This is a genomic window from Pararhizobium sp. IMCC21322 (assembly GCF_030758295.1).
GTDB lineage: Bacteria > Pseudomonadota > Alphaproteobacteria > Rhizobiales.
In genome coordinates this window covers 2819161-2840420 of the sequence record NZ_CP132335.1, presented here as the reverse complement: position 1 = coordinate 2840420, position 21260 = coordinate 2819161, and the positions used below count along the sequence as shown (strand labels likewise).

Genomic DNA, 21260 nt, shown 5'->3' with positions numbered 1-21260 from the left:
GATTAAATGAGTAATTGGCTCCGCCCACCTGACATTAGACATCAGGCACGAAGGGTTTGCCAAGGCATGCGGGTGAATTCTTTTTCACAAGAGTACGATTCCTGGAAATCAAAACAAGCACAATTATCGTGGCAAGATACGGCAAGCTGGACAGGAACTGCGATGGAATATTGACCCCTGCAGCCTGTGCGTGCAGTTGAAGGATCGCCACAGCCCCAAACAGATAGGCACCGGCCAAAAGCCGTCCTGGCATCCATGTTGCAAAGACAACCAGAACCACCGCGATCCAGCCACGACCAGCGGTCATGCCCTCTGTCCATTGCGGCGTATAGACCAGCGACAGATAGGCCCCGGCCAGTCCGGCACAGGCTCCGCCAAAGATGACGGCCAGATAGCGCACTTTGCGCACGGAGACACCTAATGCGTGAGCGGAGGAATGGCTGTCGCCAACCGCTCTCAGCGACAATCCCGCACGGGTTTTAAAGAGAAAAATCCAAACAAACAGCAACAGGAAGATCGAAGCATAGACAATCACGTCCTGGGAAAACAGGATTTTCCCAACATAGGGAAGATCAGATAACCCCTCAACGCTGATTGGAGGCAGCTTGACGCCGGGTTGCCCGATATAGGCATCACCGATCATCCCAGACAGGCCAAGGCCCAAAATTGTAAGCGCAAGTCCTGTTGCCACCTGATTGGTGACCATGGATATGGTGAGGAAAGCAAAGGGGAGCGATGCAGCAGCACCTGCTGCAATGCCCGCAGCTATTCCCAAATAGGGAGACCCGGTTGTGAACGCGACGGCAAAGGCACCCACGGCACCCATGATCATCATACCTTCAACACCCAGATTCAGGATACCGGCGCGCTCTGCAACCAATTCCCCGCATGCTGCCAACAGCAATGGCGTTGCAGCGGTGATGATGGTCAGGATTATGGCTTCATACATTTCCATCAGCTTGCCTCCCTGGCAACGCCAATGCGGCGGAAGGTGTAGACAATGAATGTGTCACACGCCAGCACGTAAAACAGCAGCAGCCCCTGGAAAACCCGCGCGATCTTGTCCGAAATTCCAAGCGTAACCTGTGCCGCCTCGCCGCCCAGATATGACAGAGCCAGAACAAAGCCAGCAATAACGATTCCGATCGGGTTCAACCGGCCCAGAAAGGCTACGATGATGGCGGTAAAGCCATAGCCCGGTGAAATAACCGGTCGCAATTGCCCGATGGGACCAGCCACCTCAAGAATACCGGCTAAACCAGCCAAAGCACCGGAAACAGCAAAGGCAAAAACGATCATTTTGCTCTGGCTGAAACCGGCAAATCGAGCGGCACGAGGCGATTCACCAATGACCTGTATCTGAAAGCCGTGAATGGTACGGGCCAGATAGAAGGCCGCCAACAGAGCTATTATGAGCGCAATCGGAAAACCGATATGCATCCGGCCGCCTTCGACGATCAGCGGCGTTACCGCGTCACTGGGAAACAGACGGCTTTCCGGAAAATTGAACCCTTCCGGATCCCGCCACGGACCGCGTACCAGCCAATCCAGTAAAAACTGGGCCACATAAACCAGCAAAAGGCTGGTCAGGATTTCATTGGCGCCGAAACGAATTTTTAAAGCTGCCGGAATAAGCGCGAACAAAGCGCCACCCGCCATGCCGGCTGCTATCATTGCGGGGAAGACAAATGGGCCTTCCCAACCAACCATCATGATAGGAAAATAGGAGCCAGCCAGAGCACCGGCAACAAATTGACCTTCAGCTCCGATGTTCCAGATATTGGCGCGATAACAGATCGACAGGCCGATACCGATCAGGATCAAAGGCGTTGCCTTGACCACAAGTTCCTGAAGCGACCAGGCGCTTTGCAGCGGTTCCAGAAAGTAGACACTCAGTCCTTTGACTGGATCAATGCCCAGACTTGCAAAAAGCACAGCACCAGTCGCCAGCATCAATGCGACAGCGATCAAAGGTGAAAACAGCGCCATCCACGCTGAATGCTCGTCTCTGCGTTGTAGTTTAAACGGCATCTTCCGCCTCCCTGTCACGCATCAGCGACTGCGCCATGGCTTCCGCCGTTACTTCGGGTGGACCATTAGGGTCCATGCCGCCCATCAATAGTCCGATCTGTTCCCGTGTCACTTCATCAATCGGATACATGTTCGACATGTGACCTTCAGAGATAACGGCGACGTTATCGGCAATTTCAAAAATTTCATCCAGATCCTGGCTGATGACGACAATTGTCGTGCCACTTCGAGACAAATCCACCAGTTTTTGCCGGATCAGACTGGCCGCTCCCGCATCCACACCCCATGTCGGCTGGGAAACAATCAGCAATTTCGGTCTGCGCTTGACTTCGCGGCCCATGACAAACTTTTGCAGATTGCCACCGGACAGAGCCCCGGCCTCCACATCTGCATGCGCCATACGCACATCAAATGCCTCGGTGATTGCCCCTTCCAGGCGTGCCAGCGCCATACGGTCAATAATGCCCTTTCTGGTGGTGCCATCATTGGCATTGTTCCACGACAGAAGAATATTCTTGCTGAGCTTCAGACTGGCCAGCGCGCCGTGACCATTGCGCTCTTCAGGCACAAATGCCGCGCCGCGCCTGCGACGTTCCGCAATGCCATCAGCGCCACAGGGCCATCCTTCAAAGACAATCGCACCAACATCCGAGACAGGCGTTTCGCCCGACAATGCGCCAAATAATTCGGCTTGGCCGTTACCGGCAATGCCGGCAATGCAGAGGATTTCGCCCTTTGCAACGTCGAAGGACACATCAACCAGGCTGGTTCCGGTGTTCAGTTCAGGTTCCAAATTCAGCGCTCTGACCACCAGGCACTTTTTAGCGTCATGCAAATCCTGCGGGACACGTTTGACGTCTGCAACTTCACTGCCAACCATCATTGCAGCCAGCGTTTTTGCGTTCTCGTGCTGTGGATCGCATTCGGAAATGAGTTTGCCATGACGCAAAATGGTGGCGCGGTGGCACAGCCGCTTCACTTCATCCAGCCTGTGGCTGATATACAGAATGCTTTTACGCTCGGACGCCAGCTTTTCCAGAACCAGAAACAACTCGTCTGCTTCTTGTGGAGTCAAAACTGATGTCGGCTCATCCATGATAATGAGATCCGGCTCCTGAAGCAGGCATCTCACGATCTCGACCCGCTGCCTTTCACCAACCGAAAGGTCCGCAATTGTTGCTGTTGGATCAAGCGGAAGGCCATAATCAGCCGATACGGTTTTAATACGTTGTCGCAGATTTTTCGCCTGTTGCGGCGGCAGCGCCAACAGAATGTTCTCTTCCACGGTGAGCGCTTCAAACAGGGAGAAATGCTGGAACACCATCCCAATGCCCAATTGCCGGGCCATAGCCGGATTTTTGATGGAAACCTCAGCCCCCTTCCAGCTCAGAGTGCCTTCATCCGGTCGCAGACTGCCGTACAGCATTTTTACGAATGTGGATTTACCGGCACCGTTTTCCCCCAAAAGGGCATGAATTTCGCCGGGAAAAAGAGAAAGGTCGATATAATCATTTGCCGTCAGGGATCCGAAGCGTTTTACGATACCTCTGGCCTGCAACAACGGTGTTGCACTATGCGATTGTTCGTCTGTCAAGTTCGTTCACCCCACTATCCAGAGATGTATTAGGGCGCGTTGCCTTACAAAAAACAAGTTCCGTTTTTGGTTTTGGCGGGTTTTCCCATAAAAAGCTGCGCAGAAACGGAGGCAGCGATTACGCTTGGTTCCTTGTTTTCAAGGCCGGGAATACCGATTGGGCAATGAAAGCTTCTGGCTAGATTCTCATTGAGCCCGGCTTTGAGCAGCATTGATTCGAACCTTGCCCGTTTGGTCTTGCTGCCAATTACGCCAACGAAGGAAAAGCCTACTTTCAACGCTGCCTCCAATATGGCCAGGTCCTGCGCGTGGCTGTGTGTCAGGATGATGATGGATGTTTCAGAACTCAGATCAGCGAGAATGGTGCGCGGATCAGAAAGCGCATGCATGCTGACATTGTCGGGCGCAAGGCCGGGAAACATGTCGGCACGGCTGTCGACCCAGACAATGCGCACAGGCAGCAGTGACAGCGACCTCATCAACGCCTTTCCAACGTGCCCTGCCCCGAATATGGCAACGGGAACGGAGTTGATGCCGAAGCGTTCGGTACCTTCAGATTCCACAATTGTGCGGTGAATGAGATCGGTGTTCGTATGTGATTGTGTAGTTTCAAAGCGTCCGGCGCATTCTGCCTGTGCCAGAACTCCTGCTTCCTCGAGGCGTTCCGGATTCCATGCTTCGTATGTGAGAGAAACATGCCCTCCGCAACACTGGCCCAGATTTGGACCAAGAGGCACATTCAGTTGTTCAAACATTTTGCCCGATTCGGTAAATGTTGTCGCATGGCTCAGCGCCTTCCATTCAAGTGCGCCGCCGCCAATCGTTCCATAGAATTCGCCATTGGGAAGCACGACCAGCCCCGCGCCAACACCACGGGGCACCGAACCTCGGGCCTCCTGAACCAGCACAAGAACAACTGGCTGATTTTCAGATAGGCATTTTGCGAGAGGTTGCCACAGCTTCATGGGTGACAATCCATGACCGTTACGACGGTTCCAAAGATGCAATTGCCGACAAAATGGCCTCAGGCGTCGCCGGAGCGTCCAATTGCGGTTTGGCACCGGGCTTTATACTGGCAATCGCATGATAGACGGCGCTGAACACAGATATGCCCAGCATCAGGGGTGGTTCACCAACCGCCTTGGAACGATAGATTGTGTCTTCCTGATTGCCGGAACTGTCATAGAGATTGGTTACAAAATGCTCCGGCACATCAGACGCGCAAGGGATCTTGTAGGTTGATGGCGCGTGCGTACGCAGTCGACCCTTCTCATCCCACACCAGTTCTTCTGTAGTCAGCCAGCCCATCCCCTGCACGAAACCGCCCTCAATCTGGCCGATATCAACAGCAGGATTGAGCGATTTCCCCACATCATGCAGAATATCAACTGCCGTGACCTTCATCTCGCCGGTCATGGTATCGATCTGCACTTCCGAGCAGGCCGCCCCATAGGCAAAATAGAAAAACGGACGGCCTTTGATCTCATCCCGATTCCAGGAGACTTTTGGGGTGCGATAAAACCCGGAGGCAGACAGCGAAATCCGCTCGAGATTCATTTCCTGTGCAAGGTCGCTGAACTTCATACTGCCATCGCCGACGGATACCATGTTTTCGGCAAAGACCACGTCGTCAGGCTGGGCTTGAAAGCGTTCGGCCATAAAAGCACGCATGCGCGCTTTTATCTGATCTGCAGCCACCTTTGCCGCCATGCCGTTCAAATCTGACCCGGAAGAGGCGGCGGTCGGCCCCGTATTTGGCACCTTGTCTGTGACTGTGGCACCAATTTTGACCTGATCGAGACCAATGCCGAATTCCTCGGCGACGACTTGCGCTACTTTAATGTAGAGCCCTTGCCCCATTTCGGTCCCGGCATGGGTGAGGTATACCGAACCGTCCGTATAGACATGCACCAGCGCCCCGGCCTGATTGAGATGGTTCAAAGTAAAGGCAATGCCGAATTTTACCGGCGTCAGCGCTATTCCCTTTTTCAGGAAGCGACTGGTTTGGTTGAAAGCGTCGATTTCCGTACGTCTGTGCCGATAGTGGCTGCTCTTTTCCAACTGAGTGACCAGATCATCGATAATATTGTCTTCAATGACCATGCCGAAAGGTGTGACGTTGCGGCTGTCATGACCATAGAAATTGGCCTTTCGCACATCCAGCGGGTCCAAACCCGTTTCGATGGCAATTTCATCCATCATACGCTCGGCAAACAAAACCCCTTGGGGTCCACCAAAGCCGCGGAAGGCGGTGGCAGACACGGTATTGGTGCGCAGCCGGTGTGACTTGATGCGCACATCAGGATAGAAATAGGCGTTGTCGGAATGGAACATGGCGCGGTCGTTGACGCCTAGCGACAAATCTGCCGAATGGCCGCAGCGGCTCGCCAGATCCGTATCAACGGCAGTCAACCGACCGTTTTCTTCAAACCCGGCTTCAAAGCTGACTTCAAAATCATGGCGTTTGCCGGTCATGATCATATCATCATCGCGATCAAGCCGGAGCTTGCAGGCTTTACCCGTCACCTGTGCCGCGAGTGCAGAAATAGCTGCCCATTGCGAGGCTTGACTTTCCTTGCCGCCAAAACCGCCGCCCATCCGTCTCGTTTCAACCGTCACCGCGTGCTGAGGCACGTGCAGTACATGAGCCACAACATGCTGAACTTCTGTCGGGTGCTGGGTGGAGGACAAGACGGTCATATCGCCATCCTCTCCGGGAATAGCCATGGCAATCTGGCCTTCCAGATAGAAATGTTCCTGACCCCCGATTTTCATATCTGATTTCAGGCGATGCGGCGCATTCTTGATGGCTTCGACCGGCTCTCCACGCAAAAATTGGTAGGTTTCCAGCATCTCTGAGCCGACTTTGCGGGCATCAGCAACCGAGACAATTGGTGCTTCATCAGCCTCATAGACCACCTTTGCAAGACGCGCCGCTTTACGCGCAGCCAGACGATTGGTTGCGACAACTGCAAACAAAGCCTGACCGTGGAAGGTGACGGTTTTTTCGGCAAAAACAGGGTCATCGCCAATTCCTCCCGGGCTGGTGTCATTGACACCGCGTATATGGTCCACCGTTAAAACGGCAATGACGCCAGGTGCCTGCTTCACGGGATCCAAATCAATGCTTTTAATTTGACCGCTTGCGATGGCGGCAAGACCGGGAACCACATGCAAGGTTCCTGCAGGTTCCGGTACATCATCAATGTAGCGGGCGCGGCCGCTGACATGTTTGATGCCGCTGTCATGTTTTTTGGCTTTATGAACTGTGGCTGTGGTGCTGGTCATTCGGCAGCCTCCAGATCATCAGGTCGTGTCATCGTTACCCGTGTTGCATCGCTGGATGTTCCACCAATTTCCAGCAAAGCTTTGCGCAGCAGATTTTGCGCTGCTGTCATTCTGTAGGACGCACTTGCACGCATATCACTCATGGGCGCAAAATCATCACTCAAAGCTGCAATTGCAGGCGACCACGCAGCCTCATCTGATATGGAAATGCCTTGCAGCAATTGTTCCGCGCTGTTTGCACGTTTTGGCGTGCCGGCCATGCCACCATAGGCTATCCGTGCAGCAGCAATTCGGTCGCCCTTCAATGTGATCTTGAATGCAGCCATGACGGCCGAAATATCCTGATCGAAACGCTTGGTGATTTTACTGCACCGCAAATGCTCGCCTGGCTTCAGTGCGGGAACCTGGATTGAGGTCAGCAGTTCGCTGGCTTTGCGGTCCTGCTTGCCATACTCAATGAAAAACTCTTCGATGGGCATGGAGCGTTTTTTGTCCGCACTCTGCAATTCGACTTCAGCCTCCAGCACAATCAACAAGGGCGGCGTATCACCGATGGGCGATCCGTTCGCTACGTTGCCACCAATGGTGCCACTTGCCCGGACCTGACGAGAGCCGATACGTAAAATCAGCTCAGCAATATCCGGATCTATTTCTGCCAGATGAGACAGAGCCGCCTCATAGGTCACACCAGCGCCCATTGTTAACCCGTCGGTGTCGACCGCGATGTCTGAAAAGCCCTGAATGCGGCCCAGAAAGAGGATTTTCGGAAGCTCATCCAATCGTTTGGTGACCCATAGCCCGACATCGGTTGCGCCAGCAACGGGCGTTGCGTCAGGATGTTTTGCGTATAAGTCGAGTGCTTCCTTCAATGTGGCTGGTGCTGCGAAAAACGCGTCATCATTACCAACAAACAGGGATTGTGATGGGTCAATTGCACTCATCTCATCAGTGGGATGGCTTGAAGGAACAGTAGGTCCAAAACAGCTTTCCATTGCGGCATCAACAATCGGCCGGTAACCGGTACACCGACACAGATTGCCTGCCAGCCAGGTGTTGACAGTTTCTCGTGTTGGCGGGTCCTTGCGGTCCTCATGCAGACAGTACAAAGACATCACAATGCCTGGCGTGCAGAAGCCGCATTGCGAGCCATGATGACTGGCCATGGCATCCTGCACCGGATGCAAAGCCTCGCCCTCTTTTGAAAGATGATCCACGGTAATCACGTGTTTGCCATGGGCCATGCCGAGCAATTGGATACAGGCATTGACCGGGCGATACACCAGTTCGCCATTTTCCAATTCGCCCATGGCGATTGTACAGGCGCCGCAATCGCCTTCATTGCAGCCTTCTTTTGTACCGGCCAGATTCTTCTGCTCGCGGATAAAGTCGAGCAGCGTATCGGTAGAACCAAAATTGCTTAGCGTGATGGCTTCATCATTCAGCCGAAAGCAAAGTTCGTGCAGCATATCAACTCCCGCGATAGGTGGAATAGCCGAAAGGTGAGAGCAGCAACGGCACATGGTGGTGTGGACGCCCGGCGCTGTAGCGGAAGCGGATGCTTATGAGATCAAAGAATGGCGACTCTTTGGGAAAGCTCTTCAAATAATCCTCGACGAAGAACCGAATTTCGTAAAATCCATCCTCTGCGTCGTCTGCTGCAACCAATGGCTTGTCCGTGCGGCCATCGGAGTTTGTGACCCGCTCGGCCAAACGGTTTTGTCCGTCTGCTGACCATAATTCGATCTTGAGACCAGACACAGGAAGACCTGTGGCCGTATCAAGCACATGTGTTGTCAATCCTGCCATGCTTCTCTTTCAGATTTGGCCCGTGCAAGCTGCATCAGGTCCATTTGTCGCTAAGTCATTTCAAACGGTCAGAATGCTGGCACCTGTGGTCCGACGACTTTCGAGTGCTTCATGAGCCGCTCTCGCATCTGCCAGTGCATACTCCTGATGAATTGGAATTTTGACACGGCCAGATGATACGACGTTGAACAGATCATTCGCACTTTGCTCCAGGTCTGACCGCTCCGCAATGTAATTGAATATGGTGGGGCGCGTTGCGAATAACGATCCTTTCAAGGCCAGATCGGCCAGGTTGAAATTGGTGATCGGGCCTGATGCCTGGCCAAATGAGACCCACATGCCGAGCGGCTTCAAACTATCGAGCGATCCGGGATATGTATCCTGCCCAATGGAATCATAAACAACATCAACACCCTTGCCACCTGTGATTTCCTGAACACGGGCCACAAAATCCTCGGTTCGATAGTTGATTGTGTGATGCGCACCATGTGCTTTTGCCAGTTCAGCTTTTTCAGCCGACCCAACAGTTCCAATAATTGTTGCGCCAAGTGCTTTGGCCCACTGACAGGCGATCAGACCAACCCCTCCGGACGCGGCATGGAAGAGAATGGTGTGCCCTTCAGCAACCTTGAATGTGCGGCATAGAAGGAACTGCGCGGTAATGCCTTTCAGCATCATGGCTGCAGCGGTCTTGTCTGAAATATCGTCGGGCAATGCCACAAGCCGATCTGCCGGAACAATTCGGCTTTCCGCATAAGAACCGATGGGGCCTACATAAGCGACGCGATCTCCGGCTTTCACATGCGAGACGCCGGCCCCGACCGCTTCCACAATTCCTGCGCCTTCATTGCCCGGAATGAATGGCATTCCGGTTGGCGAGGGATAAAGGCCGGAGCGGAAATAGACATCAATGAAATTGACACCAATTGCGGCATGGCGAACAAGCGCTTCGCCATCCTTCGGATCTGCCAATTCGATGGTCTCATAGTTCAGAACCTCGGGGCCTCCGGTTTCGCGGACCACAATTGCCTTTGTCATCAAGTCTCCTTCAAAATCATTTTGGTTTTAGGGATGGTGCCAAAAAATACCCAAGAATGCAAAATGGAAGCAGCGCCATCAGTCCATTTTGCAGACCAACCAACTTGGAAACGAAACCGATAAGCGGTGGGCCTATGACAAATGCCGTGAAAGCGACCAGAAACACGCTGGCTACATTCACAGCTGCGGGTCGATCATCACGCTCTGCTGCCGCTGTTACAGCCAGAGGAAAAGCCATGGAGGCACCAAGCCCCACCAGCCCCCATGCCACAATCGAACCAATGGCTGTTTCCGTAAGCCCCAGTATAAGCAAGCCCAAACAGCCGATCAGTGTTGTGATCCGCGCAAGCCTGACTGGCCCCAAAACCGTGCGGAAATGGTCACCGAAGAACCGCCCAATGGCCATAGGGAGTGTGAAAGAAAAATAGGCCATGCCGATGAAAGTGGCGTTGGCACCCACAACTTCCTTCATATAGATACCACTCCAGTCAAAAGCAGCTCCTTCTGACATCTGCAAACCGACTGCAAATACGGCAACACCCAGCAATGCTCTGGTTGGCAAGGCAAATGTCGGTGCCAATTGGGCCGAGGGCGGAGGGACCGGGATGGGCGTGCGCAATTGGATAATCAGAATTCCCGCAATTCCGAAGATCGGAGAAATAATCAGGATTTGCTGCAGCGGCGAAATCCCAATGCCGGCACACAAAGCGCCCAGACCGGTTCCAATGAGTGCGCCAACGCTCCAAAAACCGTGACAGGAACTCATAATGGGTTTCGACGCCCATTTCTCAACGCGGTCGGCATCTACATTCATACCAATCTCGATGAGGGCCAGGGACAGTCCAACCACAAACAATGCGACGAACAGAGCCATCATGGAAACTGCCAACGTAGGCAGAATCATGGATATTGCCACCAGGCTAATGCCAATCAACGATGCCTTCCGTGTTCCCAACCGATCCACCAGACCGCCGGCCAAAACAAGTGACAGGAGTGTCCCCAAGGGCAGGCCCAGAAGGCTTAAGCCCAGTTGGGCATGGTCCAGAGCGAGCATTTCTTTCAGATCGGGGAATCGCGGAAAGATTGATGTCAGAACAACGGCTTCGCACAAAAACAAAGCCCTTATGTTCCAAACTGATGCAGATTTTGCGGAAGGTGCAAGTACGGTGGTCATGCCCAATGCTTTAAACCAAGAGATAAATTGAAAGAAGCCATTTTTGACCGTTTGGTTCAGAATCCAGAGTTAAGAACGCTGTACCAACACAGCCAGAGTGAAATTTCCAGACACCTGTCGCAGACATATCGCCAGACATCACCTATTACCCTATATGTAAACAAAGGTAGTGCGCGGGACCGTATCTTCGCATGTGTGTCGGGATCAATAGGGTAATATGGATCAGCCGGAAATCAACAATCAAACACGTGCCATCATCATAGGCGGCGGTCCTGTCGGCTGGTTGTCTGCGCTGGCTCTGGCCCGGACCGGTTTGGACACGGTTCTGGTCGCGGGCGATAACCCGCTGCAAGATCAGCGGACAATCGCCCTGATGCAGGGCTCACTGGCACTTTTGGACGAAGTTGGCGTTGATGCGTCATTGATCAGTGATGCCACACCCCTGGAGACAATGCGGCTGATTGACGGGACATCGCGCCTGATACGTGCACCGGAGGTCAGCTTCCAAGCTGGCGAAATCGGGCATTCATTCTTCGCGCTCAACATTCCAGTTGGCAATCTTGTCAAACAGATTCAGGATGTTGCCTCAACCCACTCTAACTTTGTGTATAAACCGGGTCTCGCTCAGGACATTTCCTTTGACGATAAGGTGACTGTCACACTGGAAAGTGGCGAAACCATCCAGGCTGACTTTGTTGTCGGTGCCGATGGACGGCAGTCGAGAGTTCGGCAAGCCGCTGGCATAGCGGTGCGGCAATGGGACTATCCACAAACCGCGCTGGTGACTCACTTTCATCACGAAAAGTCACATCAGAACATTTCAACAGAGTTTCACACTGAAACCGGACCATTTACGCTGGTGCCGCTTCAGGGAAAAAGATCCAGTCTGGTCTGTGTCGTGACGCCTGATGAAGCAGAGCGATTGATGGCGGTCAGCGATGCAGAGCTGTCGCGCTACATCGAGCAACGTGGTCGTCACCTGGTTGGCCGGGTAAGCGATCTGGGTCCGCGACAAAGCTTCCCAATGTCTTCACAAATCGCTGATAAAATGGCTGATAACCGGGCCTTTCTTGTTGGCGAAAGCGGTCATGCCTTTCCGCCTATCGGTGCTCAGGGGTTGAACCTTGGCATTCGGGATGTGGAGGAACTGGCTTATCAGATGTTACACCTGCCCCACGCGTCGATTTCCGACATTGCGGTCAGATACAATCAGAAACGGCAATTGGACGTTAAAAGCCGCACCTTTGGTGTCGATATGCTGAATCGCTCATTGCTGACCGGGTTCCTGCCGGTTCAATTTGCCAGAGGCCTTGGTCTTTATGCTGCAAAATCATTTGCCCCGTTGCGTCGCACTTTGATGCGTCAGGGGCTGGGTGCCTATTCCACCTGACTCTGATACCAACCTCCTGTCACATCCTCCTTGAAAGTTCCTCATGACCAAACCTCTGCTTGTCTTCGATCTCGACGGTACCCTTTTGGAAACAGCGCCAGACCTTGTTGGTACGCTCAATGAAATCCTGACCGAGCAAGGGCTAACGCCAATTCCGCTCTCCACTGCCAAGACCTATATTGGTCAGGGCGCAAAGATGATGATTGAAAACGGATTTGCGGCCAATAATGAAGCCGTTTCAGCAGAGAGACTCGATGGTCTTATGGTTTCTTTTTTGCAGAAGTATGAGGCCAGGATCGCCCGGGAAACTCATCCATTTCCCGGACTAGTCGATGCACTGGATCGATTGCATCAGGAAGGATGGGACCTTGCTGTTTGCACAAACAAACATGAGCGGCTGGCGCGGTTGCTGTTGGGAGAGCTGAACCTTACGGAACGGTTTGTTGCTATTACCGGTGGTGATACTTTCGAGCATAAAAAACCACATCCGGAGCATTTGTTGAAAACGGTGGAGCTTGCTGGCGCGAAGGCAGAGCAGTCCATTATGGTTGGTGACAGTCGCAGCGACATTGATGCGGCGAAAGCTGCATCCATTCCTGTCATCGCTGTTGATTTTGGTTATACGCCGGTGCCTGTAAGTGAGCTTGGCCCTGATTTGATCATTTCACATTTCGATCAGATTCACGATGCCATCAAGACCATAACTGGCCGTTAGAAAGGCCTATTGATTGGAATAACCTGTTGGGTTGCGTTGTTGCCAGTTCCAGGCGTCCCGACACATCTGGGTGAGATCACGCTTGGCTTCAAAGCCAATCATCTCGCGGGCCTTTGCAGGATCAGCGTAGCTTGTCCCCACATCACCGGGACGGCGATCAGTTATTTCATAAGGCACGGACCGCCCGGAGGTTGCTTCAAACGCCTTGATGATTTCCAGAACACTACTGCCCTGCCCGGTTCCCAGATTTACCGCAAAAAGACCGTCTGACTGTAAACAGGTCTTCAAAGCCGCGACATGTCCTTCCGCCAAATCCATCACATGGATGTAATCCCGGACACCGGTACCATCGGGCGTCTCATAATCATCGCCAAACACCTGCAGCTTTTCACGGCGCCCTACGGCGACTTGCGACACATATGGAAACAGATTATCCGGAATCCCTTGGGGGTCTTCACCGATCTCGCCGCTTTTGTGCGCCCCTACAGGGTTAAAGTAACGCAATACACCAATGCCCCAATCGGGTTCTGCGGCCGCTAAATCCTGAAGGATCTGCTCAACCATTGCTTTTGAATGACCATAGGGATTGGTTGGTTGTACCTGTGCATTTTCCGGGATCGGCATTTGCTCCGCGCCGCCATACACTGTTGCTGACGAGGAGAAAATCAGGCGCGTAATCCCGCCTGCCTTCAATGACTGCAGCAAGGACAAACTACCGGCGACATTTTCGCGGTAAGTCTCCAGAGGTTCTGAAACGGATCTGCCAACGGCTTTGACCCCGGCAAAATGAATTGCGGCTGCAAATTTATGGCTCTGCAAAATCTCGCGCATGGCATCAGGGTCTGCAATATCACAATTATGAGACTCAGGCCGTGTGCCGGTAATGGCTTCTATTCTACTGATTGCGAGCGGATGACTGTTGCTGAAATTATCCGCAATGACGGGCGTAAAGCCAGCCTGAATGAGCGCTACGCAGGTATGGGACCCAATATAGCCCGCGCCGCCTGTGACCAGAATTTTCAAAGCGTCAACTGCCATAGTCTTTAAGCTGCCTCTTTGGGAGCAACCGGTTCGTTCTCGGCTTCTTCAGTCCTTGGTTTGCTGACTGATTGTGTTCCCAGGACCTTCCGATAAAGCTGCAATGTCTGGTCTGACATATGTCCAATACTGTGGCGTGTGTCGATAATTTTTCGGCCAGCTTCGCCAAAGCTCTGCCGGATGGATGCATCAGTCAATTTGACAATAGCATCTACCGCGCTTTCAGGGTCCCCGAGGGGATAGAGAAATCCGCTTTCGCGATCATCAACGACGTCCCGGTTACCGACCACTTTACTGGCGACGATCGGCAATCCTTCCGACATGGCTTCCAGCAATGCCAGAGGCATGCCTTCCCAGGTTGCAGTGGAGACGAGCGTGTCGGAACGTCGGAAGACCCGTCTCACATCTGATACGGCACCAGCCATGGTTACGAAACCTTCAAGCGACCTGTTCGCAAGTTCCTGTTCAAATTTTGCCTTGCCATCGCCGACACCCAGGACCGTCATATGGAATCCGCCAGGAATATTGCGGCGCGACAAAAGGTCGACGATCTCGAGTAATTCATCGGGGTTTTTTTGTGCGTCAAATCTGGAAACCGACACAAGGCTGAGTGGCTGGCCGGCGGTATTGACGTGGTGTCGCTGCAGACCGTTCGGCACGCCGTTTGGAATGACATTCAGTTCATGCGCCTTGGCAACATACTGGGCAACGGTTTCAATCTTTTCCCCTTCGGACACACAGATACTTGCATCGGTGAATTTGCCCAGAATAAGGTCCAGCCAGACATTGTAGTCCAGAAACCAGTATTTGAATTTGGCGTCCGGGCTCATGCCATGTTGCGTGTAGATGACATTTCGACCCGTCGCCAGGGCCACAAGCCGCCCATAAACACCACCACCCTTGCCATGTCCGTGTATAAGATCAATGTTCTTCTCACGGACCGCGCGGGCCATAGCCTTTAACGCGGACACAGTCAGACGACGATGCGGGATCTCCACAATCCGATCCTGACCCAAGAGCGTGATGAAACGCTGGTAGTATGGGCGATCCGTCGGACAGGCGATGTGAAATTCAACCTGACCATCCAAAGCCTTGACGAGTTGAAAAACATGTTCCGGAACGCCACCGGTATCGGCGCGCGCAATACTGATCATGACACGCGGACGTGAATTGATTTCACCCATTTCTGAACCCCATTTTGATGGAGAACGAATAAGCTATTTCTGTCTAAGAATGTCTTAAAACCACAGCCCGGAATTGACAGGTTATTCTGATCATCTTTTTGCTTTGTGAACAAATTCGCCTGTTTTGGCGCAGAAAAGCCGTTTTACTGCTGTTTTTTGAACACTATGTGGCCAAAATACCATTGCCTGTTTTTTTACAGGTCAGCATTATGTTTTCAGGGATTCGTGGTCGACTAGCGGCTGCGGCGGATAAATTTGGAGCACACATATGTTGTTGAAACGGCTATTTTTGGCTGTTGCACTTGTCCTGACCGGCAGTGCAGTTGCCCCCTTTGGTGATGGCGGCGCGGAAGCGCGGCAAGTATTTGACCCCTCTTCGCGCACGTGGCGTGAAATTGGGCCAACCGCACGGTATGGCAAGTCCAAAATCAAGCGGAAAATGGTCCGCTATGAAACCAAACAGAAGCCCGGCACAATCATCGTAAACACAAAAGAGCGTCGTCTCTATCATGTTCAGGGCAATGGCAAAGCCATGCGCTATGGCATTGGTGTCGGTCGTGATGGTTTCCAGTGGTCAGGTACGCACCGCGTATCCCGCAAGGCTGAATGGCCGGGCTGGACACCACCTGCTGCGATGCGCAAGCGTCAACCAGGCCTGCCTGCTTACATGCCAGGCGGTCTTAACAATCCGCTGGGCGCCCGCGCGCTTTACATCGGCAGCACCATCTACCGTATTCACGGCTCCAATGAGCCTTGGTCAATCGGTCAGGCTGTGTCTTCCGGCTGCATCAGAATGACCAACAAGGATGTTGAGCATCTCTATGAGCGTGTGAGAGTTGGCGCGAAAGTGATTGTCGTTCGCTGATTTTCAGCCAAATGACTGATTGAAAAACCGGCCCATGTGGCCGGTTTTTTTATACCCCTGTCTCTTTTTCGCCTGTAACCGGTTTATGGCTCGCGTTTCAGGCTCTTATCTTCAAGCTCAGCAAGATAGATCTCCCACAACTCATCTTTCTGTTCGGCCATCTCGTTGAAGTAAGCCCAGGAAAACAGGCCGGTATTGTGCATGTCGTCAAAGCTGATACGCACTGCATAATTGCCAACCGGATCAATTTTCATGATCTCCACCGACTGTTTGCCAGCGACTGTTTGCTTCTGCTCACGCGAATGGCCTTGCACCTCTGCACTTGGCGAATGAACGCGCAAAAACTCCGCTGAGAATGACACCGGTTTTTCCTCGTCAAATACCAGCGTCAGAGTTTTTTTGTCGGGGCTGACCCGAATTTCCTTAGGCCAGGTAACCTCTTCAGTCATTTGGAGCATCCTTTTTCTGATCTGTCCGCCGGGAACAAAAACGTGTAATGGCACCATGGTGGTTGTCATACACCCACTTTCGCTACACATAGGTATGTGTGTAAAGTCGTCAAAGACAAGCGCAACAGCGCAGATACCGGGAGAACATCATGAACGAGCCAGATCAGTCAGTCGCAACGTGCGCGCAAATGATCGATCCGTTTGGACGGACAGTGTCGTATCTGCGGGTTTCGGTGACTGATCGCTGTGACTTTCGGTGCGTCTACTGCATGGCGGAAGACATGACATTTCTGCCAAAGCGGGATGTCCTGTCACTGGAGGAACTGGACCGGCTGTGCTCGGCCTTTGTGGCAAAAGGTGTTCGGAAACTGCGTTTGACCGGTGGCGAGCCTCTGGTGCGAAAGAACATCATGCAATTGTTCCGTTCGCTGGGTCGGCATCTTGAAAGCGGCGCTCTGGAAGAATTAACCGTTACAACCAACGGATCACAATTGGCGCGCCACGCGGCCGAACTGGCTGATTGCGGCGTAAAACGCATCAATGTGTCAATCGATACGCTAGACCATGACAAATTCAAGAAGATCACCAGATGGGGCGATCTGGGCCGGGTCATGGAAGGCCTGCGCGCGGCACAAAAGGCCGGGCTTGCGGTTAAAATAAATGCGGTTGCGCTGAAGGGCGTCAATGAGCATGAAATTGAAACCATGATGACATGGGCACATGGCGAAGGCATGGATATTACCTTCATCGAAACCATGCCCCTTGGCGAAATCAGTGAAGACCGGACGGATCAATATCTGCCTCTCTCTCTTGTGCGACAACGGCTGCAGGAGCGGTTCACGCTGAGCGACATTCCCTACAAAACCGGCGGTCCGGCGCGCTATGTGGAAGTGGCAGAAACCGGTGGACGTCTTGGCTTCATCACACCACTTACCCATAATTTCTGCGAAAGCTGCAACCGCGTCCGTGTGACTTGCACCGGTACGCTATATATGTGTCTTGGACAGGACGATGCCGCAGACCTTCGCGCACCTCTCAGGGCCTCTGAAAGTGATGATTTGTTGAACACAGCGATTGACGAGGCCATCACAAGAAAGCCAAAAGGGCATGATTTTGTGATTGAACGACAAAGCAGCAAACCGTCAGTTGCGCGACATATGAGTGTAACCGGCGGATAGGGCATTACAGCCAGAAGCTGAATTTGCAACGGTCAACAATCTGTGCTCCATACGCTGCATCTGACTCACCTGCGCTGATCTGGCGCACAAAAGAAGCCGTTTAGTTAAAATGGACATCCAAGCAGGAAGCGGGACGCTCCCCACCCGCCAACTCGACCGAAAACCTCCACTGATTATTCTGGTGGTGATCGCGATGCTGGGCCCCCTGGCATTGAACATTTTCCTGCCTTCAATGCTGGGCATTCAGGCTCATTTCTCGACCAGCTTTTCGGCGGTCCAGCTTGGTCTGTCGCTGTTTCTCGTCTCTCTGGCGCTGGCCCAATTGGTGTTGGGCACTTTGTCTGACAGATTTGGCAGAAGACCCGTACTGCTTGTGGGGACCTGGCTATTTCTGCTCGGCACTTTGACCTGCCTCTTTGCCCCTGCAATTGAAGTCTTCCTGATGGGGCGCGTGATACAAGGGTTTGGCGGCTCCGCCGGATTGATTCTTGGTCGAGCCATTCTGCGCGATTTGTATGATCGCGATCAGGCAGCCAGCATGATCGGTTATGTGACCATGGGCATGGCAGTTGCGCCGATGATCGGTCCTGCAGTTGCCGGCTATCTGGACAAGTTTTTCGGCTGGCAAAGCAGTTTTTGGCTGCTGTTGGTATTTGCCATCGGTGTCCTGGTTGCATCCTATCTGAAGGTCAGTGAGACCAACAAAAATCCAATCCCCTCAATCGACTTCAAAAGCCTTTATCGTTCCTATCGTGAATTGCTGAATATCAGGGTCTTCTGGCTATACACAGGGCTTTCAAGCTGCACCGCTGGCATGTTTTTCTCATTCCTCGGCGGCGCGCCCTTTGTCAGCGAGAAGGTTCTGGGGCTGACACCTGATGTGTATGGACTGTACTTCGTCCTGGTGGCATTGGGATACAGCCTTGGTAACTTCCTGTCCGGTCGATTTGCTGGCAGAATCGGCGTTTTTCGCATGATCATGGCTGGTAATCTGCTTGGAATAGCATCCATCAGTGTCATGATTTTGCTGTTTCTCACTTTCGATGCGAGCGCACCGCTTTTATTTGGACCTATGTTGTTTATGAGCCTGTCTAACGGGCTTGTGCTGCCAAGTTCTGTGGCTGGTGCCGTCAGCGTTAAACCGGAGCTGGCCGGGTCGGCATCGGGCCTGATGGGCAGCATTCAAATGCTCGTGGGAGCGTTCTTGAGCTATCTGGTGGGACTGGTGTTGCCATTGACCGTTACACCAACGGTCTGGCCACTTATTGCAGCCATGTTCTTCACGCTTTGTTGCTCTCTGGTTTTTGGAATTATGCTTCAAAACACAAAAGCTTAACCAGCACTTCGATCAAGCCCAGCTGCGCTTATCCGACGTTGTCACCAATGTGCTGTTCATTGCGCATTTGAGCCAGAAGAACCTGCTTATGCCGCTCTTCCGCGCGCTTATGTTCTGATGCGGTGCGGCTGTCCCTGCAATGATGGCAATGCACACCTGCCCGGTATTCCGAACGCTCCAGATCAGCCTCTGACAAAGGCATGCGGCACCCAAAACAAAGCACGTGAGGGCCCTCGACAAGACCATGCTGAACCGAGACACGCTGGTCAAATACAAAGCAATCACCGTGCCACAGGCTTTGATCCTGGGGCACCTCCTCCAGATACTTCAAAATTCCGCCCTGCAGATGGTAGACCTCATCAAAGCCCTGCTGCTTCATGAATGCGGTCGCTTTTTCACACCGTATGCCACCGGTGCAGAACATAGCTACCTTCGGCTTGTCGATGGACCGCTTGTTTGCTTCCACCCAGGCTGGAAAGTCACGAAATGATTTTGTCTTTGGATCGATGGCGCCATCAAACGTCCCGATAGCAACCTCGTAATCATTGCGTGTATCAATGACGATGGTATCGGGGTCAGAAATCAGGTCGTTCCAGTCCTGAGGCGGCACATAGGTGCCGACGCTTTCCAATGGATCAATGCCTTCGACACCCATGGTGACAATTTCCTTTTTCAACCGCACTTTCATGCGGTAAAAAGGCATTTCCGTTGCAAAGCTTTCCTTGTGCTCCAACTCCGCAAATTCGGGAAACTGCTTCAGGCCCTGAAGGCACTCACGAATATCCTGCTCGACACCGGCAATGGTCCCGTTGATGCCCTCTGTCGCAAGCAGCAATGATCCTTTGACGCGCAATCTGTCGCAAAGCTGTTTGATTGGCTCCTGCAACGCCTCCGGATTTTCAACCGGTGTAAAGCGATACAGGGCTGCAACCAAAAAGTCCTTATTATCAGTCGTTTGATTCATTTTCTTCGTCATCGGATTCAAATATGATTTTGGGTGCTTGTTTGGTGTTTTTGGCTTGGCCCCCATCGAGACGCTGCCAAACAGTTTCTGCCATCCGCTTGTACAGCTTGGCATGAACACCATCAGGTTCGCTCATCACAACTGGCTCGCCCGCATCGGACTTCTCGCGGATCGTCATGTGCAGTGGCACCGCACCAAGAAAACGTACGCCCAATTTTGTGGCTTCTTTTTCAGCACCGCCATGGCCGAAAATGTCAGTCCGATGACCACATTTCGGGCACATGTGATAGCTCATATTTTCCACAATTCCCAAGATAGGAACGCTGGTTTTCTTGAACATATTCAGCCCCTTGCGGGCATCAATAAGCGCCAGATCCTGGGGTGTTGAAACAATAACAGCACCGGCCAGCGGAACCTGTTGCGCCATGGTCAATTGGGCGTCACCAGTGCCCGGTGGCATATCCACCACCAGAACGTCCAGTTCGCCCCAGGCCACTTCTTTCATCATCTGATTGAGTGCAGAAATCACCATTGGACCACGCCAGATCATCGGCGTTTCTTCTTCAACCAGAAAGCCGATGGACATGACTTTCAGACCATAACCATCCATTGGCAGAAGAATCTTGCCATCAGCGTCTGCGGGACTTGGCTTACCTTTGATTCCCAAAAGGCGCGGCATTGAAGGACCATAAATGTCAGCGTCCAGAATGCCGACTTTCAGGCCCAGATCCTGCAGGCCCAAAGCCAGATTGACAGATGTCGTTGATTTGCCAACGCCGCCCTTGCCGGATGCCACTGCAATAATAAATCTAATGCCTGGAATACCCGGCGGCTTTGCAGGCGGTTGCGCAGAGGCAGTTGGGCGCTCTGCTTGCGGCGGTGCTTTCGCCTCAGTCTTGGATGCCGGCATCTTTGGCGGTGCTGTTTCAAGGCTTTGACTGGCCTTTTTCTCAGCTGTCAGCGCGACCAGAACATCATTAACGCCTTCAATGTTTTTAACCACCTGCTCTGCGGCCTGACGAAGTGGTTCCAACTCTTGCGCACGCTCGGCTGGTACGGTGATTGAGAATATGATCTTCTCCTCACCGATGAAAATATCCGAAACCAGCCCAAGGGTGACGATATCGCCTTCCAGTTCGGGGCCTTTTACACGGCTAAGCTTTTCTAAAATCTGTTCTTTTGTAACGGTCATTGTTGTGCTTTGTCTGTG

General features: G+C 52.7%; 19 protein-coding genes. 5 read left to right on the top strand and 14 right to left on the bottom strand.

The genetic code is table 11. The features are described 5' to 3' along the window. Positions 1-34 precede the first annotated feature (34 nt). From RAL91_RS13410 to RAL91_RS13370, 9 genes are read right to left on the bottom strand one after another with little or no spacing between them, the layout of a single operon-like run. Positions 35-955, bottom strand: a complete 921-nt coding sequence (locus tag RAL91_RS13410) for an ABC transporter permease (protein ID WP_306256719.1) — start codon at positions 953-955, stop codon at positions 35-37. Then, positions 955-2031, bottom strand: coding sequence for an ABC transporter permease (locus RAL91_RS13405; protein WP_306256718.1), 1077 nt, complete (start codon positions 2029-2031; stop codon positions 955-957). The genes RAL91_RS13410 and RAL91_RS13405 overlap by 1 nt, the downstream gene beginning before the upstream one ends. After that, a complete protein-coding gene (locus tag RAL91_RS13400) occupies positions 2021-3625 on the bottom strand; it encodes an ABC transporter ATP-binding protein (RefSeq protein ID WP_306256717.1) in 1605 nt (534 codons plus the stop codon). The genes RAL91_RS13405 and RAL91_RS13400 overlap by 11 nt, the downstream gene beginning before the upstream one ends. A 44-nt stretch (positions 3626-3669) precedes the next feature. Beyond that, positions 3670-4590 carry a xanthine dehydrogenase accessory protein XdhC gene (gene xdhC / locus RAL91_RS13395; protein WP_306256716.1) on the bottom strand — a complete coding sequence of 307 codons (921 nt, stop codon included), beginning with the start codon at positions 4588-4590 and terminating at the stop codon, positions 3670-3672. 19 nt (positions 4591-4609) lie between these two features. Further along, on the bottom strand, positions 4610-6913 hold the full coding sequence (xdhB, locus tag RAL91_RS13390; protein ID WP_306256715.1) for a xanthine dehydrogenase molybdopterin binding subunit: 2304 nt from the start codon (positions 6911-6913) through the stop codon (positions 4610-4612). Then, positions 6910-8379, bottom strand: coding sequence for a xanthine dehydrogenase small subunit (gene xdhA, locus RAL91_RS13385; protein WP_306256714.1), 1470 nt, complete (start codon positions 8377-8379; stop codon positions 6910-6912). The genes xdhB and xdhA overlap by 4 nt, the downstream gene beginning before the upstream one ends. 1 nt (position 8380) lies before the next feature. After that, positions 8381-8719 (bottom strand): hydroxyisourate hydrolase, encoded by a 339-nt coding sequence (gene uraH / locus RAL91_RS13380; protein ID WP_306256712.1) that lies wholly within the window; start codon positions 8717-8719, stop codon positions 8381-8383. 60 nt (positions 8720-8779) lie between these two features. Beyond that, on the bottom strand, positions 8780-9757 hold the full coding sequence (locus RAL91_RS13375) for a quinone oxidoreductase (RefSeq protein WP_306256711.1): 978 nt from the start codon (positions 9755-9757) through the stop codon (positions 8780-8782). 16 nt (positions 9758-9773) lie between these two features. Beyond that, entirely contained in the window at positions 9774-10931 is a 1158-nt protein-coding gene (locus RAL91_RS13370; protein WP_306256709.1) for an MFS transporter, read from the bottom strand. 217 nt (positions 10932-11148) lie between these two features. On the opposite strand from RAL91_RS13370, the gene RAL91_RS13365 reads away from it, so the two are divergent. Further along, positions 11149-12321, top strand: a complete 1173-nt coding sequence (locus RAL91_RS13365; protein WP_306256708.1) for an FAD-dependent monooxygenase — start codon at positions 11149-11151, stop codon at positions 12319-12321. Between the two features lie 43 nt (positions 12322-12364). Then, complete coding sequence (gene gph, locus RAL91_RS13360; RefSeq protein WP_306256707.1) at positions 12365-13036, top strand: phosphoglycolate phosphatase; 672 nt, start codon at positions 12365-12367, stop codon at positions 13034-13036. A 6-nt stretch (positions 13037-13042) separates the two neighbouring features. Here gph and galE read toward each other — a convergent pair whose 3' ends face one another. Together galE and RAL91_RS13350 are read right to left on the bottom strand one after the other, a co-directional pair. Next, a complete protein-coding gene (gene galE, locus RAL91_RS13355; protein ID WP_306262924.1) occupies positions 13043-14059 on the bottom strand; it encodes a UDP-glucose 4-epimerase GalE in 1017 nt (338 codons plus the stop codon). Positions 14060-14079: 20 nt separating this feature from the next. Continuing rightward, positions 14080-15258: a glycosyltransferase gene (locus RAL91_RS13350; RefSeq protein WP_306256706.1), complete on the bottom strand. Its 1179-nt coding sequence runs from the start codon at positions 15256-15258 to the stop codon at positions 14080-14082. Between the two features lie 268 nt (positions 15259-15526). On the opposite strand from RAL91_RS13350, the gene RAL91_RS13345 reads away from it, so the two are divergent. Continuing rightward, positions 15527-16123, top strand: a complete 597-nt coding sequence (locus RAL91_RS13345) for a L,D-transpeptidase (RefSeq protein ID WP_306256704.1) — start codon at positions 15527-15529, stop codon at positions 16121-16123. An 83-nt stretch (positions 16124-16206) separates the two neighbouring features. On the opposite strand, the gene RAL91_RS13340 is transcribed toward RAL91_RS13345, so the two are convergent. Further along, a complete protein-coding gene (locus RAL91_RS13340; RefSeq protein WP_306256703.1) occupies positions 16207-16572 on the bottom strand; it encodes a DUF971 domain-containing protein in 366 nt (121 codons plus the stop codon). 149 nt (positions 16573-16721) lie between these two features. On the opposite strand from RAL91_RS13340, the gene moaA reads away from it, so the two are divergent. Both moaA and RAL91_RS13330 read left to right on the top strand, forming a co-directional pair. Beyond that, on the top strand, positions 16722-17750 hold the full coding sequence (moaA, locus tag RAL91_RS13335) for a GTP 3',8-cyclase MoaA (RefSeq protein WP_306256702.1): 1029 nt from the start codon (positions 16722-16724) through the stop codon (positions 17748-17750). 109 nt (positions 17751-17859) lie between these two features. After that, positions 17860-19086, top strand: a complete 1227-nt coding sequence (locus tag RAL91_RS13330) for a multidrug effflux MFS transporter (RefSeq protein WP_306256701.1) — start codon at positions 17860-17862, stop codon at positions 19084-19086. Positions 19087-19114: 28 nt separating this feature from the next. On the opposite strand, the gene RAL91_RS13325 is transcribed toward RAL91_RS13330, so the two are convergent. Both RAL91_RS13325 and apbC read right to left on the bottom strand, forming a co-directional pair. Next, positions 19115-20050, bottom strand: coding sequence for a rhodanese-related sulfurtransferase (locus RAL91_RS13325; RefSeq protein ID WP_306256700.1), 936 nt, complete (start codon positions 20048-20050; stop codon positions 19115-19117). Beyond that, a complete protein-coding gene (gene apbC, locus RAL91_RS13320; RefSeq protein WP_306256699.1) occupies positions 20034-21242 on the bottom strand; it encodes an iron-sulfur cluster carrier protein ApbC in 1209 nt (402 codons plus the stop codon). Before apbC ends, RAL91_RS13325 begins: the two co-directional genes overlap by 17 nt. Positions 21243-21260: the final 18 nt, after the last annotated feature.

Coding starts and splice junctions, on each gene's coding strand:
- RAL91_RS13410 (WP_306256719.1), bottom strand. CDS start 955: ATGGAAATGTATGAAGCCATAATCCTGACCATCATCACCGCTGCAACG.
- RAL91_RS13405 (WP_306256718.1), bottom strand. CDS start 2,031: ATGCCGTTTAAACTACAACGCAGAGACGAGCATTCAGCGTGGATGGCG.
- xdhC (WP_306256716.1), bottom strand. CDS start 4,590: ATGAAGCTGTGGCAACCTCTCGCAAAATGCCTATCTGAAAATCAGCCA.
- xdhB (WP_306256715.1), bottom strand. CDS start 6,913: ATGACCAGCACCACAGCCACAGTTCATAAAGCCAAAAAACATGACAGC.
- xdhA (WP_306256714.1), bottom strand. CDS start 8,379: ATGCTGCACGAACTTTGCTTTCGGCTGAATGATGAAGCCATCACGCTA.
- uraH (WP_306256712.1), bottom strand. CDS start 8,719: ATGGCAGGATTGACAACACATGTGCTTGATACGGCCACAGGTCTTCCT.
- RAL91_RS13375 (WP_306256711.1), bottom strand. CDS start 9,757: ATGACAAAGGCAATTGTGGTCCGCGAAACCGGAGGCCCCGAGGTTCTG.
- RAL91_RS13370 (WP_306256709.1), bottom strand. CDS start 10,931: ATGACCACCGTACTTGCACCTTCCGCAAAATCTGCATCAGTTTGGAAC.
- RAL91_RS13365 (WP_306256708.1), top strand. CDS start 11,149: ATGGATCAGCCGGAAATCAACAATCAAACACGTGCCATCATCATAGGC.
- gph (WP_306256707.1), top strand. CDS start 12,365: ATGACCAAACCTCTGCTTGTCTTCGATCTCGACGGTACCCTTTTGGAA.
- RAL91_RS13350 (WP_306256706.1), bottom strand. CDS start 15,258: ATGGGTGAAATCAATTCACGTCCGCGTGTCATGATCAGTATTGCGCGC.
- RAL91_RS13345 (WP_306256704.1), top strand. CDS start 15,527: ATGTTGTTGAAACGGCTATTTTTGGCTGTTGCACTTGTCCTGACCGGC.
- RAL91_RS13340 (WP_306256703.1), bottom strand. CDS start 16,572: ATGACTGAAGAGGTTACCTGGCCTAAGGAAATTCGGGTCAGCCCCGAC.
- moaA (WP_306256702.1), top strand. CDS start 16,722: ATGAACGAGCCAGATCAGTCAGTCGCAACGTGCGCGCAAATGATCGAT.
- RAL91_RS13330 (WP_306256701.1), top strand. CDS start 17,860: ATGGACATCCAAGCAGGAAGCGGGACGCTCCCCACCCGCCAACTCGAC.
- RAL91_RS13325 (WP_306256700.1), bottom strand. CDS start 20,050: ATGAATCAAACGACTGATAATAAGGACTTTTTGGTTGCAGCCCTGTAT.
- apbC (WP_306256699.1), bottom strand. CDS start 21,242: ATGACCGTTACAAAAGAACAGATTTTAGAAAAGCTTAGCCGTGTAAAA.